Origin of the sequence: Geobacillus sp. JS12 (assembly GCF_001592395.1) — a bacterium.
In the GTDB taxonomy this organism is placed as follows: domain Bacteria; phylum Bacillota; class Bacilli; order Bacillales; family Anoxybacillaceae; genus Geobacillus; species Geobacillus zalihae.
The window spans coordinates 2267950-2292831 of sequence record NZ_CP014749.1; the positions used below are offsets into that span (position 1 = coordinate 2267950).

The following is a 24882-nucleotide window of genomic DNA, read 5'->3' on the forward strand; positions in this document are numbered from 1 at the left end:
AATCGCTGGTGTTTTCGTCATGAGGCCACAAACGGCAAAAGCGCCGCCCATGCTTCGTCTTTCCCTTGTCCGGTCTCGGCGGAAAACAAAATGAGCGGGTCGCCGTCCGCCATCCGCAGCGTCTCGCGCGCGATTTTCACGTGTTTTTGATGCTTGCCGCGCGGCACTTTATCCGCTTTCGTCGCAATGACGATCACCGGGATCTCGTAATGTTTTAAAAACTCGTACATCATCACATCGTCTTTCGTCGGCGGATGGCGCAAATCAACGAGCAGGACCGCCGCCTTCAGCACCTCGCGCGTCGTAAAGTACGTCTCCATCATGTTCCCCATTTTTGCCGCTCCTGCTTCGACACGCGGGCGAACCCATAACCTGGCACGTCCACAAAGTAAAACGAGTCGTTAATCAAATAAAAATTCAACGTTTGCGTTTTCCCTGGCTTTGAGGAGGTGCGCGCCAAGTTTTTCCGGTTGATCATTTTGTTGATGAATGATGATTTGCCGACGTTCGAACGGCCGGCGAGCGCCACCTCCGGCCGTCCGCCGTCCGGATATTGTTCCGGCTTGACGGCACTGGTCACAAGCTCTGCTTTCTTCACATTCATCGCTTCCACCCCACCAGCGCGTGCGGCAGCACCTCATCGAGATGAGAGACAAGCACAAAGCGCAAGTCGCGCTTCACCGTTTCCGGAATGTCAGCCAAATCTTTTTCATTGTCTTTCGGCAAAATGACGGTTTTCAATCCGGCACGATGGGCGCTTAACGTTTTCTCTTTCAGCCCCCCGATCGCAAGAACGCGGCCGCGCAGCGTAATTTCCCCGGTCATGCCGACAAAGCGGCTCACCGGCTTGCCCGTCAAAGCGGAAATGAGTGCGGTCGCAATCGTAATGCCGGCCGATGGCCCGTCTTTCGGCACCGCTCCTTCCGGAACGTGGATGTGAATATCATATTTCTCATGGAACTTCGGATCAATGTCAAGCTCCTCAGCGCGCGACCGCACGTAGCTGAACGCCGCTTGCGCTGATTCTTTCATGACATCGCCGAGCTTGCCGGTCAGCACGAGTTTCCCATTGCCTGGCGCGAGCGACACTTCGATGGCGAGCGTATCGCCGCCAAACGCCGTATACGCCAGCCCGGTCGCCACGCCAACTTGGTCTTCCGCCTCCGCTCGGCCGTAGCGGTATTTTCGCTTCCCTAAAAATTCCTCAAGATTGTTTTCTGTGATCACAACCCGCTTTTTCTCGCCGGAAACGATGAGGCGGGCCGCTTTTCGGCAGATAGCGGCGAGCTGCCGCTCAAGCTCCCGCACCCCGGCTTCGCGCGTATAATGGCGGATGATATCGAGCATCGCGTCATCGCGAATTTGCAACGCCGCCTTTTTCAGCCCGTGCTCGGTGATTTGTTTCGGCAGCAAATGCCGCTTGGCGATATGCAGCTTCTCCACTTCTGTGTAGCCTGGTATGTGGATCACTTCCATCCGGTCCAAGAGCGGCTGCGGAATCGCCGCCAAATGGTTGGCCGTGGCGATAAACATGACTTTCGATAGATCGTACGGCTCTTCAATGTAATGGTCGCTGAACGTATGATTTTGCTCTGGATCCAGCACCTCCAGCATGGCCGCCGATGGATCGCCGCGGAAATCGCTCGACATTTTGTCGATTTCATCAAGCAAGAAGACGGGGTTGATCGTGCCTGCTTTTTTCATCCCCTGGATAATGCGTCCCGGCATGGCGCCGACATACGTGCGGCGATGGCCGCGAATTTCCGATTCGTCGCGGACGCCGCCGAGCGAAACGCGGACGAAGCGGCGGCCGAGCGCTTTGGCGATCGAGCGGGCGAGCGACGTTTTGCCGACCCCCGGCGGTCCGGCGAGGCAAAGAATCGGACCTTTTAACGATTTCGTCAGCTGCTTGACGGATAAAAATTCAAGCACCCGTTCTTTCACTTTATCGAGCCCGTAATGCTCCTCGTTTAAAATCGCTTCCGCCCGCTTAATGTCGTGGATGTCTTCCGTTTCTTTCGACCACGGCAAGGCGATGAGCCAATCGAGGTAGTTGCGAATGACTGCGCTTTCCGCTGAGGTCGCCGGAATTTTTTCATAGCGGTCAAGCTCTTTCAATGCCGTTTGTTTCACATGCTCCGGCATGCCGGCCGCCTCGATTTTTTCTTTCAGCTCCTCGACTTCGCCCGTTTTTCCTTCTTTTTCGCCAAGCTCTTTTTGAATCGCCTTCATTTGCTCGCGCAAATAATACTCTTTTTGCGTCCGCTCCATCGACTGCTTGACGCGGGCGCTGATCTTTTTCTCAAGCTGGAGCACTTCTTTTTCGTTGTGCAAAATTTGGATGATTGTATTGAGGCGCTCTTTCACGTCGATCGTTTCTAAAATGCGCTGCTTTTCCTCAAGCTTAAGCGGCAAGTGCGAGGCGATGATGTCCGCCATTCGCCCCGGCTCATCGATGTCGACGATCGAGGCGTAAATGTCGACCGACAGCCGCTTGGACAAGTTTATGTACTGCTCGAAATATTCAAGCATCGTCCGCTTGAGCGCCTCATCTTCTAAATCTTTCGCCGCCCGATCAGCAAACTTTTCGACTTTGACGAGAAAGTACGGCTCCTCGCTGATCACTTCCGTAATGAGCGCCCGAGCGACGCCTTCGACAAGCACGCGGAACGTGCCGTTCGGGAGTTTTAGAAGTTGCTTGACGCGCGCGATCGTTCCCATTTTATATAAGTCATCCATGTCCGGTTCGTCGATGGCAACGTCTTTTTGCGACGTCAGCAAAATCATATGATCCTCAACCATGGCTTGTTCGAGCGCTTTGACCGATTTCTCGCGCCCGACATCCAAATGGAGCACCATCGTCGGAAACACGAGCAGCCCACGCAGCGGCAAAAGCGGAACGACCGTCTCCTTTTTCTTTCCGTTCACGCCGAACACCTCCATCTCTCGCTTCTATTCGTTTATTGTATAGTACGGCAGCAGGGTTTGTAAAATTTGACGAACGAAAAAGCGCGCGGCGCTCCGTCTGCAGGCAAAGAAAAACCGACTTCAGCGACGATCCGCTTGCGCCGAAGCCGTACATAAAAGAGAGGCCGGGCGAACCGCCCGACTCGGTTGCGAGCGGACCGCCCGCTTTCGTTGCCAACCGTTCGCCTTGCCGCCGTTTCCTTTGGCTAGACGAGCTTTTTCTCCGAGCGGTCCATAGCCGCTGGCAGCAGCGCGGGGCCTCGGCGGAGCGCCTCTTCGCCGAACACATGGACGAGCACTTCCTCGAGGCGGCGGACGGCGATGATTTGAATGCCGCTGACTTCGCCTAGCAACGATTGCATATTCTCAATCGGGATGATGACTTTTTTCGCCCCGGCTTGTTTGGCCGCTTTGATTTTGGCGAACACGCCGCCGACCGGTTTCACGCAGCCACGGATGCTGATTTCTCCGGTCATCGCGACCGTATGATCGACTGGCAGCTGGTAGATGGCGGAATAAATGCCGACGGCAATCGCCACCCCGGCTGACGGGCCGTCAACCGGCACCCCGCCCGGAAAGTTGACATGAATGTCGTAGCGGTCCGCTGGCACGCCCATCGCCCGCAACACCGTAATGACGTTTTCCGCCGAGCCGCGCGCCATGCTTTTGCGCCGCACCGATTTTTCTGCACTGCCGATGCTTTCCTCCTCGACAATGCCGGTGACATTGATCGACCCTTTCCCTTTGGCCGGCAAAGCGGTCACCTCAATTTCCAACAGCGCGCCGGTGTTCGGGCCGTACACGGCAAGGCCATTGACGACGCCGACCGCCGGAGCGGAAGCGATTTTCTTCTCATAGCGCGGAGTCATTTGGCTCGATTGAATGACCCATTCAATATCTTTGTCCAAAATGTGTTCTCGGTTTTCCGTGATGGCTAGGCCAGCGGCAATTTGCATCATGTTGACCGCCTCCCGCCCGTTGCGCGCATAGGCGGCAAGGAGGCGAATGCCGCTTTCTGACACGTTCAAGCGGATTTTTTCCGCCGCCTTTTTCGCGATGAGGGCGATTTCATCTTGGTCCAATTCACGGAAAAATACTTCCAGGCAGCGAGAGCGAATGGCCGGAGGAATTTCGTTCGGCGTGCGCGTCGTCGCCCCGACAAGACGGAAATCAGCCGGCAGTCCATTTTGGAAAATATCGTGAATATGGCTTGGGATTTGCGGATTTTCTTTGCTGTAATAGGCGCTTTCAAAAAATACTTTCCGGTCCTCAAGCACTTTCAACAACTTGTTCATTTGGATCGGATGAAGCTCGCCGATTTCGTCGATGAATAAAACACCCCCGTGGGCGTTTGTCACCGCCCCTTGCTTCGGCTGAGGAATGCCGGCTTGCCCCATCGCCCCGGCCCCTTGGTAAATCGGGTCGTGCACCGAGCCGATGAGGGGGTCGGCGATGCCGCGCTCGTCAAAGCGCGCCGTCGTCGCGTCAAGCTCCACGAATACCGCATTTTTCTTAAACGGGGAGAGCGGATTTTTTTTCGCTTCCTCAAGCACGAGCCGAGCAGCTGCCGTCTTGCCGACGCCGGGCGGCCCGTAAATGATGACATGTTGCGGGTTGGGGCCGCATAAAGCAGCTTTTAACGCCTTGATGCCGTCTTCCTGACCGACGATGTCGTCAAAACTTTTCGGCCGCACTTTTTCCGCCAGCGGCTCGGTGAGCGAAATCGAACGCAGCTTGCGGAGCTGTTCCATCTCTTTGCGCGACTCTTTATCAATCGAAACTTTTTGCACACGCTGCCCTCTTAGCAAATTCCAAAAATAAAGGCCGATGATGACCCCGAAAAACAGCTGGATGACCAGTACGATGTTCGTCCAATCCATGCCCCGATATCCTCCTGCCTTTAGATGGTATGTAGTATGATAGTATCTCCGCGAACTGGCGGGAATAAACCAAAAAAGCGCCAGCGGGCGCGCGGGGCATGGGCGGCAAAAAAAGAAACCGCCGAAAAAAGGCGGTTTTCCCATCAGGCAGATGTTTTCCGTTCCAGTTCGATGACGGTGCCATCATGACGGATCAGCGTCGGCGGCTTTGTGCCGCGCACCGTGTCGAGCGTGATGATGCACTTTTGTACATCTTCGCGCGACGGCAGCTCAAACATCACATCGAGCATAATGCCTTCGATGATCGAGCGAAGGCCGCGCGCGCCCGTTTTCCGCTCAATCGCTTTTTTCGCGATTTCACGGAGCGCCGCTTCTTCAAACTCGAGCTCAACGCCGTCAAGCTCCAGCATTTTTTGGTATTGCTTCACAATGGCATTTTTCGGTTTCGTCAAAATGTCGATCAACGCCTGTTCGTCGAGCGGCTCGAGCGTCGTAATGACCGGCAGACGGCCGATGAACTCCGGAATAAGTCCGAATTTGAGCAAGTCTTCCGGCAGCACTTTCGACAACAAGTTTTTCTCGTCGACATCCGTCTGGTTCATTTCCGCGCCAAAACCGATCACTTTTTTGCCAAGCCGGCGCTTGATGATCGGCTCAATGCCATCAAACGCTCCACCGCAAATGAACAAAATGTTCGTCGTATCGATTTGAATGAATTCTTGATGCGGATGTTTGCGGCCGCCCTGCGGCGGAACGCTGGCAATGGTGCCTTCTAAAATCTTGAGCAGCGCCTGTTGCACCCCTTCGCCGGATACGTCGCGAGTGATGGAAGGGTTTTCCGATTTGCGGGCGATTTTGTCAATTTCATCGATGTAAATAATGCCTTTTTCCGCCCGTTCGACGTCATAATCAGCCGCTTGGATGAGCTTTAACAAAATGTTTTCGACGTCTTCGCCAACATAGCCGGCCTCTGTAAGCGAGGTGGCATCGGCGATGGCAAACGGCACGTTCAAAATGCGCGCCAGTGTTTGCGCCAGCAGCGTTTTCCCGCTCCCGGTCGGCCCGATCATCAAAATGTTGCTTTTCGACAGCTCGACATCATCGATTTTGCTGCCGGAATTGATCCGTTTATAATGATTGTAAACCGCAACGGCGAGCGATTTTTTCGCCTCATCTTGACCGATGACGTACTCATCTAGAATTTCCCGAATTTCCAACGGTTTCGGCACGTCTTTAAATTCAAATTCCTCTTCATTGCCGAGCTCCTCTTCAACAATTTCCGTGCATAGCTCAATGCACTCGTCGCAAATGTAAACCCCCGGACCGGCAACGAGCTTTCGGACTTGGTCTTGTGTTTTGCCGCAGAACGAACATTTCAATTGCCCTTTTTCATCATTAAACTTAAACATGTCATTTCACCCCTTGCCAACGAAATCGCGCCTGCTTATGTATCCATGTCCGCCATCTCTTATGTCGTAAAAATGTATGTATTCGCTATTTTACCATACATGTTCCTGAGAAAGCGAATGAAAAAACCGTCGTCCATTTGGAAAAGTTTGAAAATTGCCGTTCAGGCGCCATGGTTGTGGATAAAGAACAAGGCACGAAGTCTCGCGCCTTGTTCCTTCCTTAAGATATATTATGCCGCAACCTTGCTGTGCTCTACAAGAAAATCGACTGTTTTCCGCCATTTCAAATCTTCTTTGACGCCATCTAAGCTGCCGAGCAGCTCTTTCAGCTTGTCCACGCTCAGCTTGTAGACTTCCGCCATTTTTTCGAGCTCTTTGTTTACTTCCTCGTCGGTTACTTCAATGTTTTCGGCCTTCGCGATCGCTTCAAGCGTCAACGCCGCGCGCACCCGTTTTTCGGCATCTTCTTTCATTTGCTCGCGCAACGACGCTTCATCTTGGCCGGAGAATTGGTAATACAACTGCAAGTTCAGACCTTGCATTTGCAGGCGTTGGTCAAATTCGCGAAGCATCCGGTCGGTTTCATTTTTGATCATGACCTCTGGAATATCCATTTCGGCGTTGGCTGCCGCTTTTTCGACAACCGCATTGCGCAAGGCAGTCTCCGCCTCGTTCTTTTTCTCCTCTTCCAAACGGGCGCGAATTTTCGCCTTCAGTTCGTCAAGCGTTTCGACTTCTTCATCGACGTCTTTGGCAAACTCATCGTCAAGCGCCGGCAACTGTTTCGCTTTCACTTCATGCACTTGCACTTTGAACGTCGCCGGTTTGCCGGCCAATTGCTTCGCGTGGTATTCATCCGGGAATGTGACTTGGATTTCTTTTTCCTCGCCGGCTTTCATGCCGACAAGCTGTTCTTCAAACCCCGGAATGAACGTTCCAGAACCGATTTCAAGCGAATAGTTCTCCGCCTTGCCGCCTTCAAACGGCTCGCCGTCGACAAATCCTTCGAAATCGATGACGACCGTATCACCGTTTTCCACTGTCCCGTCTTCTTTCACGACAAGTTCAGCGTAATCTTCTTGCAGGCGTTTCAGTTCGTTTTCGACATCTTCGTCCGTCACGGTTGTATCCATTTTTTCCACTTCAAGCCCTTTGTATTGACCGAGCTTCACTTCCGGCTTTACGGTCACTTTCGCTTTGAAAATTAAGCTTTTGCCTTTTTCCATTTGCTCAATGTCAATCTCCGGCATTGACACCGGTTCGATGCCTGCCTCTTCGACGGCTTTGGCATACGCCTCTGGCAGCAAAATGTCGAGCGCATCTTGATAGAGCACTTCGACGCCGAAGCGTTTTTCAAACAGAACGCGCGGCACTTTCCCCTTGCGGAAGCCCGGAAGCGTGATGTTTTTCACCACTTTTTTAAACGCGGCGTCCAAGCCTTTGTTCACTTTCTCGGCGTCGACCTCAACGGTCAATACGCCTTCGTTCCCTTCAAGCTTTTCCCATTTGACTGACATCCTTGTTCCCTCCACCTGAAATCATTGCTCGGACCATAGCGCACTCCGCTTGTCCAGATCTTTTTATGATGCCCGATTATGTAGACAAGTATGCGAAAACAGATACATAGCACAGCCATTATATTATACCATACAACAGCCATGTTTCAACAGAGAACGAGCCATTAGAGGGAGGAAAGTTCCTCTATTTCATATAGTTTTTGGCAAAGCCTTGCCATCTCCGCCGCCTCCACACCGTAGCGGTCGGCCAAGGCGGCCGCGTCAGCATCCAAGCCTAAAAACCGGCTCGCCATCCAATGGAGAGCAGCAAGCCAGGCCGCTGCATCCGCCGGCTCCGGCGGAAACGGATACAACACATATGCATAGCGAAGCCAAATTTCCGCCGCCGTTTCGTATAAGCTCGGGCTTTCCGCCGCGAGCTGCTGCTCAAGCCGGCCCAGCAGTTCGGAAGCAAATGCCGTTTCCGTCTGTTCGTCCAACGCTGACGGGACGACCTCCATGCAACGGCCAAATTTTTCAACCGTCACCGTTTCATTGACTCGCTTCCCTGTCAACAGGCGAAGAAGCATCGTTTTCGCCATCGGGCTTTTTTCCGGTGCGCGTAAATATTGCTTGAGCAACGGCAGCACCGGATCGATGTCTTCTTTTTCCAGTTGTTTAATCAGTTGCAGCTGCTCAGCAATGTCCCCGGACTCAAGCAGCCGTCTCACCCGCTTCCACTCCGCGGGCGGAAGCGTGCGGGCATTCATTTTTTCACTGAATCGAAGCAGCTGGTGAAGCTGTTCGCGCAGCGAAACGGATAGCGACGGACGGCGCAAGGCGTGGCGGATCACGGTTTCGGCCTTGCTGTATCGATTCGTTTGCAACAATATGGCAATATACATTTGCAACAGTTCACCGTTGCCCGGTTGCTCGTCAAGCAAACCGGCAAGACGCCGCTCCGCCTCATCATATTCCCCAAGCTCATAGCAACAGACAGCCAGCCCAAGCCGAACCGGAAAGCTGTGGTCGCCAAGCTGTTCGGCGGCGCGCAAAAAGCGGAGCGCTTCTTTATATCGCTTCGCCTCGAGCGCAGCAAACGCCTCTTCCATAAGCCGTTCTTTTGTTTGCGGAAACATGATGATTTTTCCTTTTTTCCCAGCCATCTTCGCCCGCTCCCATTTGCATTTACCATCAGTGTAACAAGTTTTCCCTCGCGAAACAACCCGCGTCTTGCTGGGTAACACAAGCCGCTTGTTTGCCGAAAAGCAGCCGGCCTCTGGACGCAGACGCCGTCAAACGCGAAAAAGGCTGCTCCCGCCGATTGGCAGAGCAACCCATCTCTCCTTGCCGCCCGGAACACATGGCGCTTACGGCCGTGGACAATGCCGTCGTTCGTAGGCGGCGATATGCGCTTCGTACACAAACGTCAAATCAATTTCGTCCCATCCTTTTAGCAACAGCTGTTTTCGATACGGGTCGATGTCAAACGGACGCGAAAATCCTTCATCGTCAAATACCCGCTGTTCTTCAAGCGAAACCGTCAGTTCATAGTCTGCGCGCTCGCTTTGGCGCAGCAAGTAGCGGACATCCTCTTTATCCAGCCGGATCGGCAACAGTCCATTTTTTAAGCAGTTGTTGTAAAAAATGTCGGCAAACGATGGGGCAATGATTACGCGGAATCCGTAATCTTGCAGCGCCCACGGCGCATGTTCGCGCGATGAGCCGCAACCGAAGTTTTCATCGGCGACTAAAATCGTCGCCCCTTCGTTTTCCGGGCGGTTGAGCTCAAACTCCGGATTTGGCGTGCCGTCGCTCAAATACCGCCAATCGTAAAAGAGAAACTGGCCAAAGCCGGTGCGTTCAATCCGTTTCAAAAACTGCTTTGGAATGATTTGATCGGTATCAATATTCGCCCGATCGATGCCAGCGGTTTTTCCGCGATGGATCGTAAACGGCTTCATCGTCCTTTCCCCCTTCCGTTATGGATGTCACTGATGGCAAAGGAGCTCGGTTTCCTAGGATGCCGCGCCGCCTCTTTTGCCATCACGATCGTCAATTTAACAGACCGGCTCGGCTTCAAGCTGGCGCACATCGACAAAATGTCCGTAAATCGCAGCCGCCGCCGCCATCACCGGGCTGACGAGATGCGTGCGCGCCCCTTTTCCTTGCCGCCCTTCAAAGTTGCGGTTCGACGTTGACGCACAGTGCTCGCCTTCTGGGATGATGTCCGGGTTCATGCCCAAACAGGCGCTGCAGCCGGAGTCGCGCCATTCAAAACCGGCGTCGATGAAAATTTGTGCCAACCCTTCCGCTTCGGCTTGTTTTTTCACTTGCTGCGATCCAGGCACGACGAGCGCCCGTACACCAGGAGCCACTTTTTTCCCTTTCACGATGCTCGCCGCCGCGCGCAAATCGCTGAGGCGTGAGTTGGTGCACGAACCGATGAAGACGTGCTGCACCGGAATATCCGTAATCGGCGTGCCCGGTCTAAGCCCCATGTACTCAAGCGCCCGGCGCACCGCGTTTTGCTCTGTTTTGCTTTCAAATTGCTCGGGATGCGGCACGACGCCATCGACGGAAGTGCTCATCGCGGGGTTCGTCCCCCACGTCACCATCGGAGCGATCGTCGACGCATCGATTTCAATCGTTTTATCGTATTTTGCCCCCTCATCGCTGGCTAACGCCCGCCACCGTTCCACCGCCTTGTCAAACTCCTCGCCTTTTGGTGCATATTTGCGGCCGCGCAAATAGGCGAACGTCGTTTCATCCGGGCTGATGAGGCCGGCTCTCGCCCCAGCTTCAATCGACATATTGCAAATCGTCATTCGCTCTTCCATCGACATGCGTCGGATCGCTTCGCCTGTAAATTCGATAATATAACCGGTGCCGACGCCAACGCCATAGCGGCCGATAATGGCCAAGATGACGTCTTTGGCGGTCACTCCTTTGCCGAGGCGGCCGTTGATGCAGATTTGCAGCGTTTTCGGCTTATGCTGCCAAAGCGTTTGTGTAGCCAATACATGCTCGACTTCGCTCGTGCCGATGCCAAACGCCAAGGCGCCAAACGCCCCGTGCGTCGACGTATGGCTGTCGCCGCAAACGATCGTTTTTCCCGGCTGGGTCAACCCGAGCTCTGGGCCGATGACGTGAACGATTCCTTGCTCTTCGCTGTTTAGGTCGGCGAGCGGAATGCCGAACTCGCGGCAGTTGCGCTCAAGCGCAGCGATTTGGTTGCGCGCCACTTCGTCGGTAATCACAAATCGGTTAACGGTTGGCACGTTATGGTCCATCGTCGCAAAGGTCAAATCCGGCCGCCGCACCTTCCGTCCTTTTTGCCGCAACCCTTCAAACGCTTGCGGCGAGGTCACTTCATGCACTAAGTGCAAATCGATGTACAATAAATCCGGTTTGCCCTCCTCACGGTAGACGACGTGGTTTTCCCAAATTTTATCGATGATCGTTTTCGGCTTCATTGGCTTTCACCTCGCACGTCTTAGGCATAAACGGTCATAATTTGAGCAATGGCCGTATAATCCAGCACCGCTGTTTTAATTTCTTCGACCATTTCGTTCGTTGATACGATGCGGCCACCGCTTGGAGCCAAGTCGGCGGTGCGCAAACCTTGATCGAGCGCCTGCCGCACCGCGTGCTCTACCGCCTCCGCTTCCGCGGTGAGCCCGAACGACAGGCGAAGCATCATCGCGGCTGACAAAATCGCCGCAATCGGATTGGCTTTGTTCATGCCGGCGATATCAGGCGCTGAACCGTGCACCGGCTCATACAAGCTCGGACCGGAAGCGGATAAGCTGGCTGACGGCAGCATCCCGAGCGAACCGGACAACATGGAGGCTTCATCGCTTAAAATGTCGCCAAACATGTTTTCTGTCACAATGACATCAAACTGCTTCGGCGCGCGGATGAGCTGCATCGCGGCATTGTCAACAAGCATATGCTCAAGCGTGACGTCCGGAAACTGCTTCGCCACCTCTTCGGCCACTTCCCGCCATAGACGGCTTGACGAAAGGACGTTCGCCTTGTCGACCGAAGTCACTTTTTTCTTCCGCCCGCGTGCGAGTATAAACGCCATGCGGACGATCCGCTCAATTTCTTCTTTTTTATATAACAAGGTGTCCACTGCTTTTTCTTCGCCGTTTTCGACGACGCGGCCGCTCGGCTGGCCGAAGTAAATGCCGCCGGTCAGCTCGCGGACGATGACAAAATCGACGTCTTGCACGAGATCCGGTTTTAACGGCGAAGCGGAAACCAAACTGTCATAGCAAACAACCGGCCGCAAGTTGGCATATAAGTCGAGCTGCTTGCGAATGGCAAGCAATCCTTTTTCCGGGCGCAAATGCGGAGGGTTGTCATCCCACTTCGGACCGCCGACCGCCCCAAGCAGCACCGCATCGCTTTCTCGGCAAAGGCGGAGCGTTTCCTCGGGGAGCGGCGTCCCCGCCTCATCGATCGCCGCTCCACCGATCAATCCATATTCAAACGTAAACTCGTGGCCAAACCGGATGCCGACCGCTTTCAATACCTCGACCGCTCCGGACGTCACTTCTTTGCCGATGCCATCCCCTGGCAAGACGGCAATCCGATAGTTTCCCATTCTGAATCCCCCCGTTTTATGGTGTTGCCACTTTCTCGTTTTCGCCGCGCATCGCTTCGATCATAAACACACGGTTGATGGCGTTGATGTACGCTTTCGCCGATGCTTCCAACACGTCTTGTGCAGTGCCGCGCCCGCTCGTCTCGATGTCATGGGCGCGCACTTTGACGAACACTTGGGCCAACGCATCGCGGCCGCCGCCGACCGATTCGATCCGGTAGTCAAGCAGCGTCACCGGCGTTTGGAAGCAACGTTCCAATGTATTGTACAGCGCCTCGACGCTGCCGGCGCCGGTCGCCGCTTCTTGGATTTCATTCCCCTTCCCGTCTTTCAGTACAACGACCGCTGTCGGAATTTGATTCGTCCCGTATTGCACTTGGATGGAAGACAATTGGTAAAAATCTTTAAAGTGGTCGAACTTCTCTTCGAAAATCAACGCGATTAAATCATCATCGGTAATGTCCTTCTTTTTGTCCGCCAATTCTTTAAAACGGACAAACAGCTGATTGATTTCTTCATCGGACAACGTGTAGCCGAGCTCCTCGACCCGGTTGCGAAGCGCATGGCGGCCGGAATGTTTGCCGAGCACCATCGAATTCGACGGCACGCCGACGAGCTCCGGCGAAATGATTTCGTATGTCGTTTTTTCTTTTAAGACGCCGTCTTGATGGATGCCCGATTCATGCGCAAACGCATTTTTGCCGACGACCGCTTTGTTGGGTGGAACGACGACCCCGGTCAGCTTGCTGACAAGATTGCTTGTGCGCTTAATTTCCTGCAAATTGAGGCGCGTTTCCACTTGATAGTAGTCTTTGCGGATGTGAAGGGCGACAGCGATTTCCTCAAGCGCCGCATTGCCGGCCCGCTCGCCGATGCCGTTGATCGTGCACTCGACCTGCGTCGCTCCATGTTCAATGGCCGATAGCGAGTTCACCACCGCCATGCCCAAGTCATCATGACAATGAGCGGAGAGTGAAACATTTTCAATATTCGGAACATTGTTTTGCAAATAGAGGAAAATTTCCCCGTATTCTTTCGGCGTAATATAGCCGACCGTATCCGGAATGTTGATCACCGAGGCGCCGGCTTTGATCACTTCGGCGACGATTTTCGCCAAAAACGGCAACTCGCTTCGGCACGCATCTTCCGCCGACCATTGGACGATCGGGAAAAAGCGCTTCGCGTATTTCACCGCCTCAACCGCCGCTTCAATCACTTGTTCCGGCGTCATCCGCAATTTATGCACCATATGGATCGGCGAGGTGGCGATGAATAGGTGGAGCCGCGGCTCCGCGCCGCCTTTTAACGCCTCCCACGCCGCATCAATATCGCTTCGGACCGAGCGCGACAGCCCGGTGACCGAGCATGTTCTCACCGTTTCGGCGATTTGTTTGACCGCCTCAAAATCGCCTTTCGATGAGGCGGGGAAACCCGCCTCGATGATGTCAACCCGCAGCCGTTCAAGCTGACGGGCAATTTCCAACTTTTCTTGCAAATTCAAGTTCACACCAGCAGATTGTTCCCCGTCACGCAATGTGGTATCAAAAAACTTAATTTTTCGCACCTGGCACCACCGCCTCGACTTGTTTTGCCTTCACAAACGGCATCATGCTTCGCAGTTCGCGTCCGACAATCTCAATCAAATGCTCATTCTCACGCCGGTTGATGGCGTTGAACTCCGGACGGTTCGCTTGGTTTTCCAAAATCCAGCTCTTCGCGAATTTGCCCGTTTGAATGTCATCGAGCACCTTTTTCATTTCCGCTTTCACAGCGTCGTTAATAATGCGCGGGCCGGTGATAAAGTCGCCCCATTGCGCCGTATCGGAAATCGAATAGCGCATCCACGACAAACCGCCTTCGTAAAGGAGATCGACGATGAGCTTCATCTCATGCAAACACTCAAAATAGGCGACTTCCGGCTGATACCCGGCTTCAACGAGCGTTTCAAACCCGGCTTTGATGAGCGCCGTCAGCCCACCGCACAGCACCGCTTGTTCACCGAACAAGTCGGTTTCCGTTTCTTCTTTGAACGTCGTCTCCAACACCCCAGCTCGAGCAGCGCCGATCGCTTTCGCGTAGGCGAGCGCCGTTTCTCTCGCGTGTCCGGTCACATCTTGGTAGACGGCGATGAGCGCCGGCACGCCCGCTCCTTCCGTATATGTGCGCCGCACGAGATGGCCTGGGCCTTTCGGCGCAACCAAGAAGACGTCAACATGATTCGGCGGGACGATTTGGCTGAAATGGATGTTAAAGCCGTGCGCAAACACAAGCGCATTGCCTGGCTCGAGTTCCGGCTCGATTTCCTCTTTGTACACGGCCGGCTGCTTCTCATCCGGCAACAGCACCATGACGATATCAGCCTGCTTCGCCGCTTCGCGGACGGAATACACCTCAAACCCGTCTTGCTCTGCTTGCTCCCACGATTTTCCTTTTCGCAGCCCGACGATGACGCGGACGCCGCTGTCGCGCAAGTTTTGCGCATGGGCGTGGCCTTGTGAGCCGTAGCCGATGATCGCGACCGTTTTCCCTTGCAAATATTGTTCGTTTGCATCCCCGTTATAGTAGACTTTTGCCATGATTACCCTCTCCTTTGTCCTGTAGATAAATGTTGGTCAAGAAACAGCGCAAATGCTGCGATGGCGCCATGACTGCGCATGGGTGCGGTTTTGTATTGATGGTTGTTAAATGATAAACGCCGTTTTCTGGTTCGTGGTCGCTTTTTGCGCCCCACGGGTGAACGCGGTTGTTCCCGTGCGCGCCACTTCCTTAATGCCGTACGGGCGCAATAGTTCAATCAACGCCTCGACTTTCTCCGGCTCGCCGGTCACTTGAATGACGAGGCTGTCTTTGCTTACGTCGACGATCGAGGCGCGGAACGGCTCGATGAGCGTGTAAATTTCCTGGCGGACCGCCGGAGGAGCGGCAACTTTAATGAGCGCCAGCTCGCGGGCGACGATCGCTTGGTCGGTGATGTCATTCACCTTCAACACATCAATCTGCTTGTTCAGCTGCTTAATGATTTGCTCCGCCGTCCGTTCATCGTCAACGTTGACGACGAACGTCATCCGCGAAACGCCCTCGATTTCCGTATGCCCGACCGTAATGCTTTCGATATTGTAATGCCGCTTCGTAAACAGCCCGGTAATGCGGTTTAACACGCCCGGGCGGTTGTTGACCGTCATCGTGATAATTCTTCGCACGCTTTCACCCCCACCATTTCATGAAGCCCTTTGCCGGGCGCCACCATCGGATAGACGTTCTCGTCGGCGCGGACATGGAAATCAAGCAGCACCGGCCCATCCATCGCAAACGCTTGTTTTAACACTTCAGCTGCTTCCGCCTCCGTCTTCGCCCGCAGACCTGGCATTCCGTATGCTTCGGCAAGCTTGACGAAATCCGGTTGGTTCGGAATGAGCGAATGGGAGTACCGTTTGTCATAGAACAGCTCCTGCCATTGCCGCACCATGCCGAGCGCCTGGTTGTTGACGATGACGATTTTGATCGGCAGCCCTAGCTCCTGGATGACCGACAGTTCTTGGAACGTCATTTGGAAGCCGCCGTCGCCGACGATCGAAACGACCGTAGCGCTCCGGTCGGCGAGCTGGGCGCCGATCGCTGCCGGAAGCCCGAAGCCCATCGTGCCGAGCCCCCCGGACGTCACCCACCGGTGCGGCCGGTTGAACTTGTAGTATTGCGCCGCCCACATTTGGTGCTGGCCGACGTCCGTTGTGACGATCGCCTCGCCATTTGTCAATTCGTAAATCATTTCGACAAGCTTTTGCGGCTTGATCGTCCCGGCTTCCGGCTCGTAATAAAGCGGGAAGCGCCGCTTCCACTCGTTGAGCTGTTCGAGCCACGCCGCGTTGTCGGCCGGTTTGCCCTGCTGGGCGATCAGTTCCTGCAGCGCCGCTTTGGCGTCGCTGACGATCGGGATTTTCGTCGGCACGTTTTTGCCGATTTCCGCCGGGTCGATGTCAATATGGGCGACCGTCGCCTTTGGCGCAAAGTATTTCAAATTGCCGGTAACTCGGTCGTCGAAGCGGGCGCCGATGTTGATAAGCAAATCGCACTCATAGAGCGCCATGTTCGCCGTGTACGTCCCGTGCATGCCCGCCATCCCCAAGAAAAGCGGATGGTCGGCCGGGAAGCCGCCAAGGCCAAGAAGCGTATGAACGACCGGAATGTTTTGCTGTTCGGCGTACTGCCGCAATTCATCCGCCGCATTGGCGTGCAAGACGCCGGCGCCGGCTAAAATGACCGGCCGCTTCGACTGGCTGACCGCCTCGACAAGCCGGCGGATTTGCCAATGGTTCGGCTGCGTCGTCGGCTGATAGCCGGGCAAATGAACGTCTTGATCGTAATCAAACTCCCCTTCGGCCGTCGTAATGTCTTTGGGAATGTCGATCAACACCGGCCCCGGCCGCCCAGTCGTTGCGATGTGGAACGCCTCTTTAATGATTCTCGGCAGCTCGCTGATGTCGCGCACTTGGTAGTTGTGTTTCGTAATCGGCATCGTAATGCCGACAACGTCCGCCTCCTGAAACGCATCCGAACCGATGACGCTTGTCGCCACTTGCCCGGTAAAGACGACGAGCGGCAGCGAATCCATCATGGCGTCGGTCAACCCGGTGACGATGTTGGTCGCTCCCGGGCCGGAGGTGGCGATGACGACCCCCGGTTTTCCCGAAATGCGCGCGTACCCTTCCGCCGCATGGATGGCCCCTTGCTCATGCCGCGTCAAGACGTGAAACACGCCGGCTTTATACAGCTCGTCGTAAAGCGGAAGCACCGCCCCCCCTGGATAGCCGAAGATGACTTCGACTTTTTCTTCCTTGAGCGCTTCAATGAGCATCAGCGACCCGCTCATTCTCGCCTTCGTCCTCGCTTTTTCTTGTTCCTCGACTTTCATTTTTGTCATCGTCGATCCTCCCTGTGATTTGTCATCCATATAAAAAACCTTTCCGCCCACGATGGCTGTCATTTCCAGCCAAAGGGGCGAAAAGGTTTCCTTTCCGCGGTACCACCCTTCTTCACGGCCGTGACGGCCGCCTCAGGAGCGGCCAGCCGAAGCCGGCCGCTCATTTTGGTAACGAGTGAAGCGCGCGTCTCCACTCGTCCAGCCCTACTAGCCGTCCGGCGTTCAGGCTGGCGCTCAGAGGTGAGTTCATCAAGCGGCAACATCACCGGTTCGCAGCTCCCCCGGCTCTCTGTGGATGTTGGCCCCGCTGACTACTTATCCTCGTCAACGCTTTTTCGCTATCCACTTGTCATGGACGATCAACCGACATTGGCGTTCGTCGGATACACCTTTACTCCTTCGACGACCACGCGGCGGCGGAATTCTTCAAGCAGCCGCTTCGTATGCGGTCCCGGCGCCCCGTCGCCGATCGTCCGGCCATCGACTTTAATGACCGAAATGACTTCGGCCGCCGTCCCCGTCAAAAACACTTCATCCGCGACATAGACGTCATGGCGGGTGAACGGCTCCTCTTTCACCGTATAGCCGAGATCCTCCGCGATTTCGATGATCGCTTGGCGCGTAATGCCTTCAAGCGCCCCGACATACCCAGGCGGCGTGTAAATGACGCCGTTTTTGATGATGAAAACATTGTCTCCCGAACCTTCCGCGACATAGCCTTGATCGTTTAAGATCAGCGCTTCGCTTACGTTCGCCAAATGCGCCTCGATTTTGACAAGCACATTGTTTAGGTAGTTGAGCGATTTGACTTTCGGGCTCAATACATCAGAGCGGTTGCGGCGCGTCGCCACTGTCACCACTTCGATGCCGGTTTCATATAAATGCTTCGGGAAGAGCGCGAGCGGCTCGACGATAATCACGATTTGCGGCGTTTTGCATTTGTACGGGTCAAGGCCCAAATCGCCGACCCCGCGCGAAACGACTAAGCGAATGTATGCATCCTGATAGCCGTTGCGGCGGACAGTTTCAAGCACATGGCCGATCATTTCGTCCTTCGTATACGGAATGTCGAGCAAAATCGACTTCGCGGAATTGTATAGCCGATCTATATGTTCTTCGAGGCGGAATACGTTGCCGCTATAGACGCGAATGCCTTCAAATACCCCGTCGCCATACAAAAATCCATGGTCATACACGGAAATTTTGGCGTTTTCTTTTGTCACAAATTCTCCGTTTAAAAAGATCCATTGTTCGCCCACTTCGGTTCCCCTCTTCCTTGATCAGTCAGCAGTTGCTTTAAACGGCTTGATCATTGTATTGAGTCGTTTCTCTTATTTGAAAATTATAATAATCCGAAACCTTTGCGCCGTCAATAACGTTTTTCGAAAATTCCGATTGGTCAAACTATTTGAATGCGCTTACATTATGATAGAATCAGGGTTTTGCCGATTCAAAAATTTTTTCTTTCTTGGCGGCTCATAGAAAGCGGACGCGCTCTAACGGCCAAAGACGAAAAACAAAAAATAGCGGACGTTTTGTCCGCTTAGATCGAAAAGGTTCGTTCCATTCCGGAAACGGGCTGCCCATTCACTTCATAAAATTGGACATGCACGCGCCCGCCGCCGATGGTCAACACCGCGTACGTTTTTTCTTTTCTTCCGCGCGGCAAAGCAATGCTGCCGGGGTTGATGAACAACCGCCCATCCATTTGCTCGGCGCCGGCCAAATGCGAGTGGCCGAAACAAACGACGTGAGCCCCTGTTTCTTGCGCGCGATAGGATAAACGCAAAAGCGACGTTTTCACCCCATATAAATGGCCGTGGGTGACAAACAACCGAACGCCGCCTGCCTCTTCGATGCGCTCAGCAGGAAACGCGGCGAAATCGCAGTTGCCGCGCACGACGGCAAACGGGGCGATCTCGTCCGCCCCCACCTCCAACTCCGAGTCACCGCAATGGATAAACAAATCCGCTTCATGGCGATGACGGTTGACAATTTCAGCAAGTTCGGCAGTCAGCCCATGGCTGTCGCTCACAATCACCGCCTTCATTCCGTCCGCCCCTTTCCACCGACGATCTCCTCCCACTGCTCATCGAGCTTCGTCAGCGCCTTGGCGCGATGACTGATTTGATTTTTTTCCTCCGGCGCAAGCTCCGCCATCGTTTTTCCCCACTCCGGAAGGTAAAAGATTGGATCATAGCCAAAGCCCCCCTCCCCACGCGGCACTTCGGCGATATAACCATCGCATGTCGCTTCGACAACGGCGGTCGGCCGCCCTGGGATCGCGACGGCGAGCGCGCAATGAAAACGAGCCGTGCGCTGCTCCATCGGCACCCCGTCAAGCTCGCGAAGCAGCTTGGCGATGTTGCGTGCATCGTTTTTATCTTCCCCGGCATAACGGGCCGAATGAACGCCCGGCCGGCCGCCGAGCGCATCGACCACGAGCCCGGAATCATCGGCGATCACCGGCCGCTTTAGACGCCGCGACGCCGCTTCTGCTTTGAGCACGGCATTGTCCGCAAACGTGCTTCCCGTTTCTGCGACATCCGGAGCGTCCGGAAAGTCAAGCAACGATTTCACTTCGACGCCCCGCTTGGCAAACAAAGCGGCGAACTCGCGCACTTTGCCAGCGTTTTTGGTCGCGATGACGATCTCCTTCACTCTGTGTCCTCCTCTGCCGCTTCTTTTTTTTCGCCGATGCGCGCCGCCCACTCGCCCAATGCGCGGCGCTGAACGGCGATGAGCTGCTCGATGCCGATTTGCGCCGCTTCAAGCAATTCATCAAGCTCGGCGCGCGAAAAAACCGCTTCCTCTCCGGTTCCTTGAATCTCAACAAATTGACCGGCTCCGGTCATGACGACGTTCATATCCACTTTCGCCCGCGCATCCTCGTTGTAATCTAAATCAAGAATCACCCCATGCTCCGGATCGATGCCGACCGAGGTAGCGGCGAGAAAATCGCGGATCGGAAGCGCCTCGAGCTTCCCTTCTTCCACCAGTCTGGCAAGCGCCAACACAAGCGCCACATACGCACCAGTGATCGACGCCGTCCGCGTTCCGCCATCCGCCTGAATGACGTCGCAATCGATCCAAATGGTCCGCTCGCCAAGCTGTTCAAGATCAACAACCGAGCGAAGCGCGCGGCCGATTAAGCGCTGAATTTCCATCGTCCGCCCCGACACTTTTCCTTTGCTCGCTTCCCTCACATTCCGCTGCTCTGTCGCCCGCGGCAGCATCCCATATTCGGCCGTAATCCATCCTTTGCCGCCGCCGCGCATAAACGACGGCACTTTCTCTTCGACCGTCGCCGTGCAAATGACTTTCGTGTCGCCGATTTCAATGAGCACCGACCCTTCAGCGTGCTTCATGTAATGCGGGTGTATATGTACAGGGCGCAGCTCGCAACTGCTTCGTCCGTCCGCTCTCATCAACTGAGTCCTCCTTTTCTCCATCTTCAACGGAATGCCAGACGCCGCATTTCTTTCCGCCTAGCGAAAAAAAGAAAGAGGCGGAATACGTTTCCACCTCTTTGTTATACCATAACGTCCTATTCGTTTCCAGCCAGTCAGCACCAACCGGTTAAAATGTCCCGGTATTGACGTTTTGCGGCCGAGCGACCGGTTTGGTGAGCGGCTTGCCATCTTCCGTGACAAGATTGGCTTTGCCATTGACGGTGATCGCCACGCTTTCGACTCCTTTTTGCTCCGTGAGCGACAAAACGAGAGAATTCAACACGACGTCGGAAATGACATTTTTCTTGTTGCTTCCATAAATGCCTTCGTTAAAGTTGAGCGTCACTTTGCCATCCTCGTATTTCGGGGCATCGACAAGCTTCGCGTCCGGCTGAAAGACGCCGACAAGCCCGCTCCCTTGCTCTGGTCCTTGAATCAGTTCGTTGACGGCCGCGGCAATATCATCTTTCTCCTTATTGGACACACGCCGTGTCACCGGCACATAGTATGTGCTGTTCCCTTGTTGGGCGACAAAATAAACGGTGACCGGATGCGTATTCGTAATGTCTGGCACGCCGTTCGCTTCCATATTGATGCCATCGGCGCGGCTTACCCCATCTTGGATCGGCGTTTTATTGACCGGCATCACATTTTGATCGTAGCCGTTGATGCGGATTTTGACGCGCTTGATATTGTCAAATTGCGTCAATGTCCACGTAATGGACTGCAAAATTCGTTTTTCGTCCTCCGGCTTATAGTTTTTAAATTCCGGCGAAAAGTCAGCGATCAACGTTCCGTCTTTTTCCAATTTTGTGCCAAGCACCGTCGTTCCGGCCGGAATAACCGCGCGGAAGCCGTTCGGTAACATTTCTGACACGGGTCCGTCTTCAACCAAATATTCGAGTACTTGTTTCGCCACGGCCTGCGTTTTCGGCAATTCCACTGTTTGCGGCACGACAAAGCCGTTTTTGTCAATCAAGTACAGCTCTCTTTTCACCGTCTCGGTGGCCTTCGCTTCCTCTTTCCCTTCCTTTTGGCTTTCCGTCGCTTCCTGAAGCGCTTGGCCGTCTTTGACATAACTCGTCTCTTGCGGCGGATCGATCTCCTTCACCGCCTCATCTCGCCCAAACAAACCGCAGCCGCCAAGCAACAACAGCGAGGCGAGCAGCGGCGCCGCCCATATGTGAGTCGTCCGTTTCATTGACGTTCCCTCCTACTCGTAGTTTGTACTACTATGTATACGAGCCGTTTTCCAAAATAGAATAAAAAAAAATCCTTTAGCGCATGGACGCTAAAGGATTTGTTGGTTACAGCCGAATCGCTTCGACCGTGCCGATCGGCTTGCCAAACCACTTCCCGGAAATCTTTTCAAACAGCTCTTTCGGCCCGGTCGTGAAAAACAAATGCTCCGGTTCGCGCTCGCCGGTGTAAAGGAGCTGGCTGTGGTGCAAAATCGCGCTCACTTCACGAGCCGTCTCACCGCCCGAGCAAATGAGCTTCACGCGTTTGCCCATATACGTGCGAATGAGCGGCGCGAGCAACGGATAATGCGTGCAGCCTAAAATCAGCACATCGATCGGCAGCGGACGGAGCGGAGCGAGCGATTCGGCGACGATCGCCATCGCCTCCTGCCCTTCAAAGTCGCCGCTTTCCACAAGCGGAACGAATTTCGGACAGGCCAAGCTCTCGACTTGGACGCGCGGATTGATGGATTGAAGCGCCTTTTCATACGCCCGGCTTCGGATCGTGCCAATCGTGCCGATGACGCCGATGTGCCCGCGCCTAGTCGCTTTCAGGGCGGCGCGAGCGCCGGGATGAATAACGCCAAGCACAGGAATGTCAAGCTTCGCCCGCACGTCGTCAAGCGCGACCGCCGTCGCGGTGTTGCAGGCGATAACAAGCATTTTCAACGGATATTGCCGCAAGTAATCAATCATTTGCCACGTAAATCGCCGGACTTCTTCCACCGGCCGCGGCCCATACGGGCAACGGGCGGTGTCGCCTAAGTAAATAATTTGTTCTTTCGGCAGCTGCCTCATAATTTCTTTGGCGACGGTCAAACCGCCGACTCCTGAGTCAATGACACCAATTGCTCTTTCCAAGTGATCGCCTCATTCTTTCGTCATTTCTTGATGCAATTTGCGCAAACAACGCTCAAAGAGAACGATTTCCTCTTCAGAAAAATTTTCCAACACTTTAGCTAAATCTCTCTGGCGTTTTTCAATCACTTCCTCAATGATGCGCTCGCCTTTTTCCAACAAGTGAATGCGGACGACGCGGCGGTCGTGTTCATCGCGGACTCTGGCGACAAGTCCGTTCCGCTCCATACGGTCGACCAAGTCGGTCGTCGTGCTGCACGCCAAATACATTTTGTTCGATAACTCGCCGACCGTCAAGTCCCCTTCTTCAAGCAGCCACTGCAGGGCGACAAATTGCGGTGGGGTGATCGGATAGTTGGTTAAAATTTCACGGCCGCGCTGTTTCAAATTGGCGGCGATATAGCGAAGCAATTTTTCCAACTCGGCGACCGTTTGTTCATTCATCGCAGACGGCATACCATCTCTCCTTGATCGTTTCCGCGGCCAGCCTCAAACGGCGGCTTGCGTCGACAGCTATTCTTACTTTTCATTTTACAACACCGGCAAAGATAATCAACAAAAAAATGCGGCGGCCGCCGCGGACGAAGGCCGGACGGGCGCCAAGCCTCGTCCGGCCGCAAGGGAACATAACAGCCGGCTGTCCAACAAGGAAAGCCGGCATCGTTTATAGTTCAAGTTCGCCCATTCGAAGCAATTCAATGACAGCTTGCGAGCGCCCCTTGACCCCAAGCTTTTGCATCGCATTCGAAATATGGTTGCGGACCGTTTTCTCGCTGATAAACAGCTCTTGGGCGATCTCTTTCGTCGTCTTGTCTTGCACGAGCAATTCGAAGACTTCTTTTTCTCTTTTTGTCAAAAGCGGCTTCGATTGAAACGATTTGTCCTTCAACGGTTGTAACCCTCCTTGCTCTCAATGGGCCCGAACTGCCGGATGGGTATTTCCTCGCCATATCGTATGTGAGAGCAAGAACGGCGGTGACGAAAATTTGCTTATCTAATAGAAAAATGGGTCTTTTTTTTTTCGGTTCATCACCAAAAGATGTACTTGACTTTTAAAGACAAACATGATAGCAATGTTGTTCAAAGAGATGTGTGGTATAAAAAGGAAAAAATGCTGTTTTGGTTTTTCTTTATCATGATCGTCTTTCTTTTTCAAGTACACTTTGTGATGAAGAGCCTTTTCTTCTTTATCTTTCGATTCGCCGGAGACGGTTGGCTGCCGCTTGTCCAGCAAAACAAAAAATCCCCCTCATGTCTGTTCGAATGAAGGGGATTTTGATTCTGCCGCTACACTTCGTCGCTGCCAAAGAAATCGCGGAACATTTGAATCGTCGTTTCGCGGTTTAACGCCGCGATCGATGTCGTCAACGGAATGCCCTTCGGGCACGATTGCACGCAGTTTTGCGAGTTGCCGCAGTTGGCCAGTCCGCCGTCGCCCATAATCGCCCGCAACCGTTCGGCTTTATGCATCGCCCCGGTCGGATGGGCGTTAAACAGCCGCACTTGCGACAGCGGCGCCGGGCCGATAAAGTTCGACTTGCTGTTGACGTTCGGGCACGCTTCCAGGCAGACGCCGCACGTCATGCATTTGGACAGCTCGTACGCCCATTGCCGCTTCCGCTCCGGCATGCGCGGCCCCGGGCCCAAGTCGTACGTTCCGTCGATCGGAATCCATGCTTTCACTCGCTTCAACGCATCAAACATCCGGCTCCGGTCGATGACCAAGTCGCGGATGACAGGGAATGTGCGCATCGGCTCAAGGCGGATCGGCTGCTCGAGTTTGTCAATGAGTGCGGCGCACGCCTGGCGCGGTTTGCCGTTAATGACCATCGAACAGGCTCCGCATACTTCTTCCAGACAGTTCATTTCCCAAGCGACCGGCGTCGTTTTTTCCCCTTTGGCGTTGACCGGATTGCGGCGAATTTCCATGAGCGCCGAAATGACGTTCATGTTCGGGCGGTACGGAATGACAAACTCCTCTTCATACGGAGCAGAATCCGGACGATCTTGACGGGTGATGATGAATCGAACCGTTTTGTTCTCGCTCAT

General features: G+C 54.2%; 22 protein-coding genes, 1 pseudogene and 1 other annotated feature. All 23 genes and pseudogenes read right to left on the reverse strand.

Translation table 11 applies throughout. From position 1 onward, the window contains the following. Positions 1-17: 17 nt before the first annotated feature. The 23 genes and pseudogenes from yihA to sdhB all read right to left on the reverse strand — a co-directional run bounded on the left by yihA (position 18) and on the right by sdhB (position 24882). Positions 18-604: pseudogene (gene yihA / locus A0V43_RS11110) on the reverse strand (ribosome biogenesis GTP-binding protein YihA/YsxC). Then, positions 601-2943: an endopeptidase La gene (gene lon / locus A0V43_RS11115; protein WP_063193095.1), complete on the reverse strand. Its 2343-nt coding sequence runs from the start codon at positions 2941-2943 to the stop codon at positions 601-603. Before lon ends, yihA begins: the two are co-directional and overlap by 4 nt. A 230-nt stretch (positions 2944-3173) precedes the next feature. Further along, positions 3174-4847: an ATP-dependent protease LonB gene (lonB, locus tag A0V43_RS11120; protein WP_014196454.1), complete on the reverse strand. Its 1674-nt coding sequence runs from the start codon at positions 4845-4847 to the stop codon at positions 3174-3176. 143 nt (positions 4848-4990) lie between these two features. Beyond that, a complete protein-coding gene (gene clpX / locus A0V43_RS11125; RefSeq protein ID WP_011232128.1) occupies positions 4991-6256 on the reverse strand; it encodes an ATP-dependent protease ATP-binding subunit ClpX in 1266 nt (421 codons plus the stop codon). 230 nt (positions 6257-6486) lie between these two features. Then, complete coding sequence (gene tig / locus A0V43_RS11130) at positions 6487-7773, reverse strand: trigger factor (protein ID WP_063193096.1); 1287 nt, start codon at positions 7771-7773, stop codon at positions 6487-6489. A 164-nt stretch (positions 7774-7937) separates the two neighbouring features. After that, positions 7938-8918, reverse strand: coding sequence for a tetratricopeptide repeat protein (locus A0V43_RS11135; protein WP_033004982.1), 981 nt, complete (start codon positions 8916-8918; stop codon positions 7938-7940). A 204-nt stretch (positions 8919-9122) separates the two neighbouring features. Continuing rightward, a complete protein-coding gene (gene leuD / locus A0V43_RS11140) occupies positions 9123-9716 on the reverse strand; it encodes a 3-isopropylmalate dehydratase small subunit (RefSeq protein WP_011232131.1) in 594 nt (197 codons plus the stop codon). A gap of 96 nt (positions 9717-9812) precedes the next feature. Continuing rightward, on the reverse strand, positions 9813-11228 hold the full coding sequence (gene leuC, locus A0V43_RS11145) for a 3-isopropylmalate dehydratase large subunit (protein ID WP_020754257.1): 1416 nt from the start codon (positions 11226-11228) through the stop codon (positions 9813-9815). Between the two features lie 20 nt (positions 11229-11248). Beyond that, a complete protein-coding gene (leuB, locus tag A0V43_RS11150; RefSeq protein ID WP_020278134.1) occupies positions 11249-12364 on the reverse strand; it encodes a 3-isopropylmalate dehydrogenase in 1116 nt (371 codons plus the stop codon). Between the two features lie 16 nt (positions 12365-12380). After that, complete coding sequence (locus tag A0V43_RS11155) at positions 12381-13928, reverse strand: 2-isopropylmalate synthase (RefSeq protein ID WP_011232134.1); 1548 nt, start codon at positions 13926-13928, stop codon at positions 12381-12383. After that, positions 13915-14940: a ketol-acid reductoisomerase gene (gene ilvC, locus A0V43_RS11160; protein WP_011232135.1), complete on the reverse strand. Its 1026-nt coding sequence runs from the start codon at positions 14938-14940 to the stop codon at positions 13915-13917. The genes A0V43_RS11155 and ilvC overlap by 14 nt, the downstream gene beginning before the upstream one ends. A 105-nt stretch (positions 14941-15045) precedes the next feature. Continuing rightward, complete coding sequence (gene ilvN, locus A0V43_RS11165) at positions 15046-15564, reverse strand: acetolactate synthase small subunit (RefSeq protein ID WP_013144574.1); 519 nt, start codon at positions 15562-15564, stop codon at positions 15046-15048. Beyond that, positions 15543-17282: an acetolactate synthase large subunit gene (gene ilvB, locus A0V43_RS11170; RefSeq protein ID WP_063193858.1), complete on the reverse strand. Its 1740-nt coding sequence runs from the start codon at positions 17280-17282 to the stop codon at positions 15543-15545. The genes ilvN and ilvB overlap by 22 nt, the downstream gene beginning before the upstream one ends. 70 nt (positions 17283-17352) lie before the next feature. Next, positions 17353-17619, reverse strand: a binding site (T-box leader). Between the two features lie 22 nt (positions 17620-17641). Then, positions 17642-18541, reverse strand: coding sequence for a branched-chain-amino-acid transaminase (gene ilvE / locus A0V43_RS11180; RefSeq protein ID WP_063193097.1), 900 nt, complete (start codon positions 18539-18541; stop codon positions 17642-17644). A 284-nt stretch (positions 18542-18825) separates the two neighbouring features. Then, a complete protein-coding gene (locus A0V43_RS11185) occupies positions 18826-19332 on the reverse strand; it encodes a metallophosphoesterase family protein (RefSeq protein WP_033004987.1) in 507 nt (168 codons plus the stop codon). Beyond that, complete coding sequence (locus A0V43_RS11190; protein WP_015375534.1) at positions 19329-19943, reverse strand: XTP/dITP diphosphatase; 615 nt, start codon at positions 19941-19943, stop codon at positions 19329-19331. Before A0V43_RS11190 ends, A0V43_RS11185 begins: the two co-directional genes overlap by 4 nt. Next, positions 19940-20710, reverse strand: coding sequence for a ribonuclease PH (gene rph, locus A0V43_RS11195; RefSeq protein ID WP_015375535.1), 771 nt, complete (start codon positions 20708-20710; stop codon positions 19940-19942). Before rph ends, A0V43_RS11190 begins: the two co-directional genes overlap by 4 nt. A 151-nt stretch (positions 20711-20861) precedes the next feature. Next, entirely contained in the window at positions 20862-21935 is a 1074-nt protein-coding gene (locus A0V43_RS11200) for a GerMN domain-containing protein (RefSeq protein ID WP_063193098.1), read from the reverse strand. 106 nt (positions 21936-22041) lie between these two features. After that, the gene (racE, locus tag A0V43_RS11205) at positions 22042-22836 is read right to left on the reverse strand and encodes a glutamate racemase (protein WP_011232143.1); all 795 of its coding nucleotides are present in this window, start codon (positions 22834-22836) and stop codon (positions 22042-22044) included. Between the two features lie 9 nt (positions 22837-22845). After that, positions 22846-23289: a MarR family winged helix-turn-helix transcriptional regulator gene (locus A0V43_RS11210; RefSeq protein WP_015375537.1), complete on the reverse strand. Its 444-nt coding sequence runs from the start codon at positions 23287-23289 to the stop codon at positions 22846-22848. Between the two features lie 208 nt (positions 23290-23497). Next, positions 23498-23722: a helix-turn-helix domain-containing protein gene (locus tag A0V43_RS11215; RefSeq protein WP_020754265.1), complete on the reverse strand. Its 225-nt coding sequence runs from the start codon at positions 23720-23722 to the stop codon at positions 23498-23500. A 105-nt stretch (positions 23723-23827) separates the two neighbouring features. Beyond that, positions 23828-24067, reverse strand: coding sequence for a hypothetical protein (locus A0V43_RS11220; RefSeq protein ID WP_049626559.1), 240 nt, complete (start codon positions 24065-24067; stop codon positions 23828-23830). Positions 24068-24120: 53 nt separating this feature from the next. Continuing rightward, on the reverse strand, positions 24121-24882 hold the full coding sequence (gene sdhB / locus A0V43_RS11225; protein ID WP_015375538.1) for a succinate dehydrogenase iron-sulfur subunit: 762 nt from the start codon (positions 24880-24882) through the stop codon (positions 24121-24123).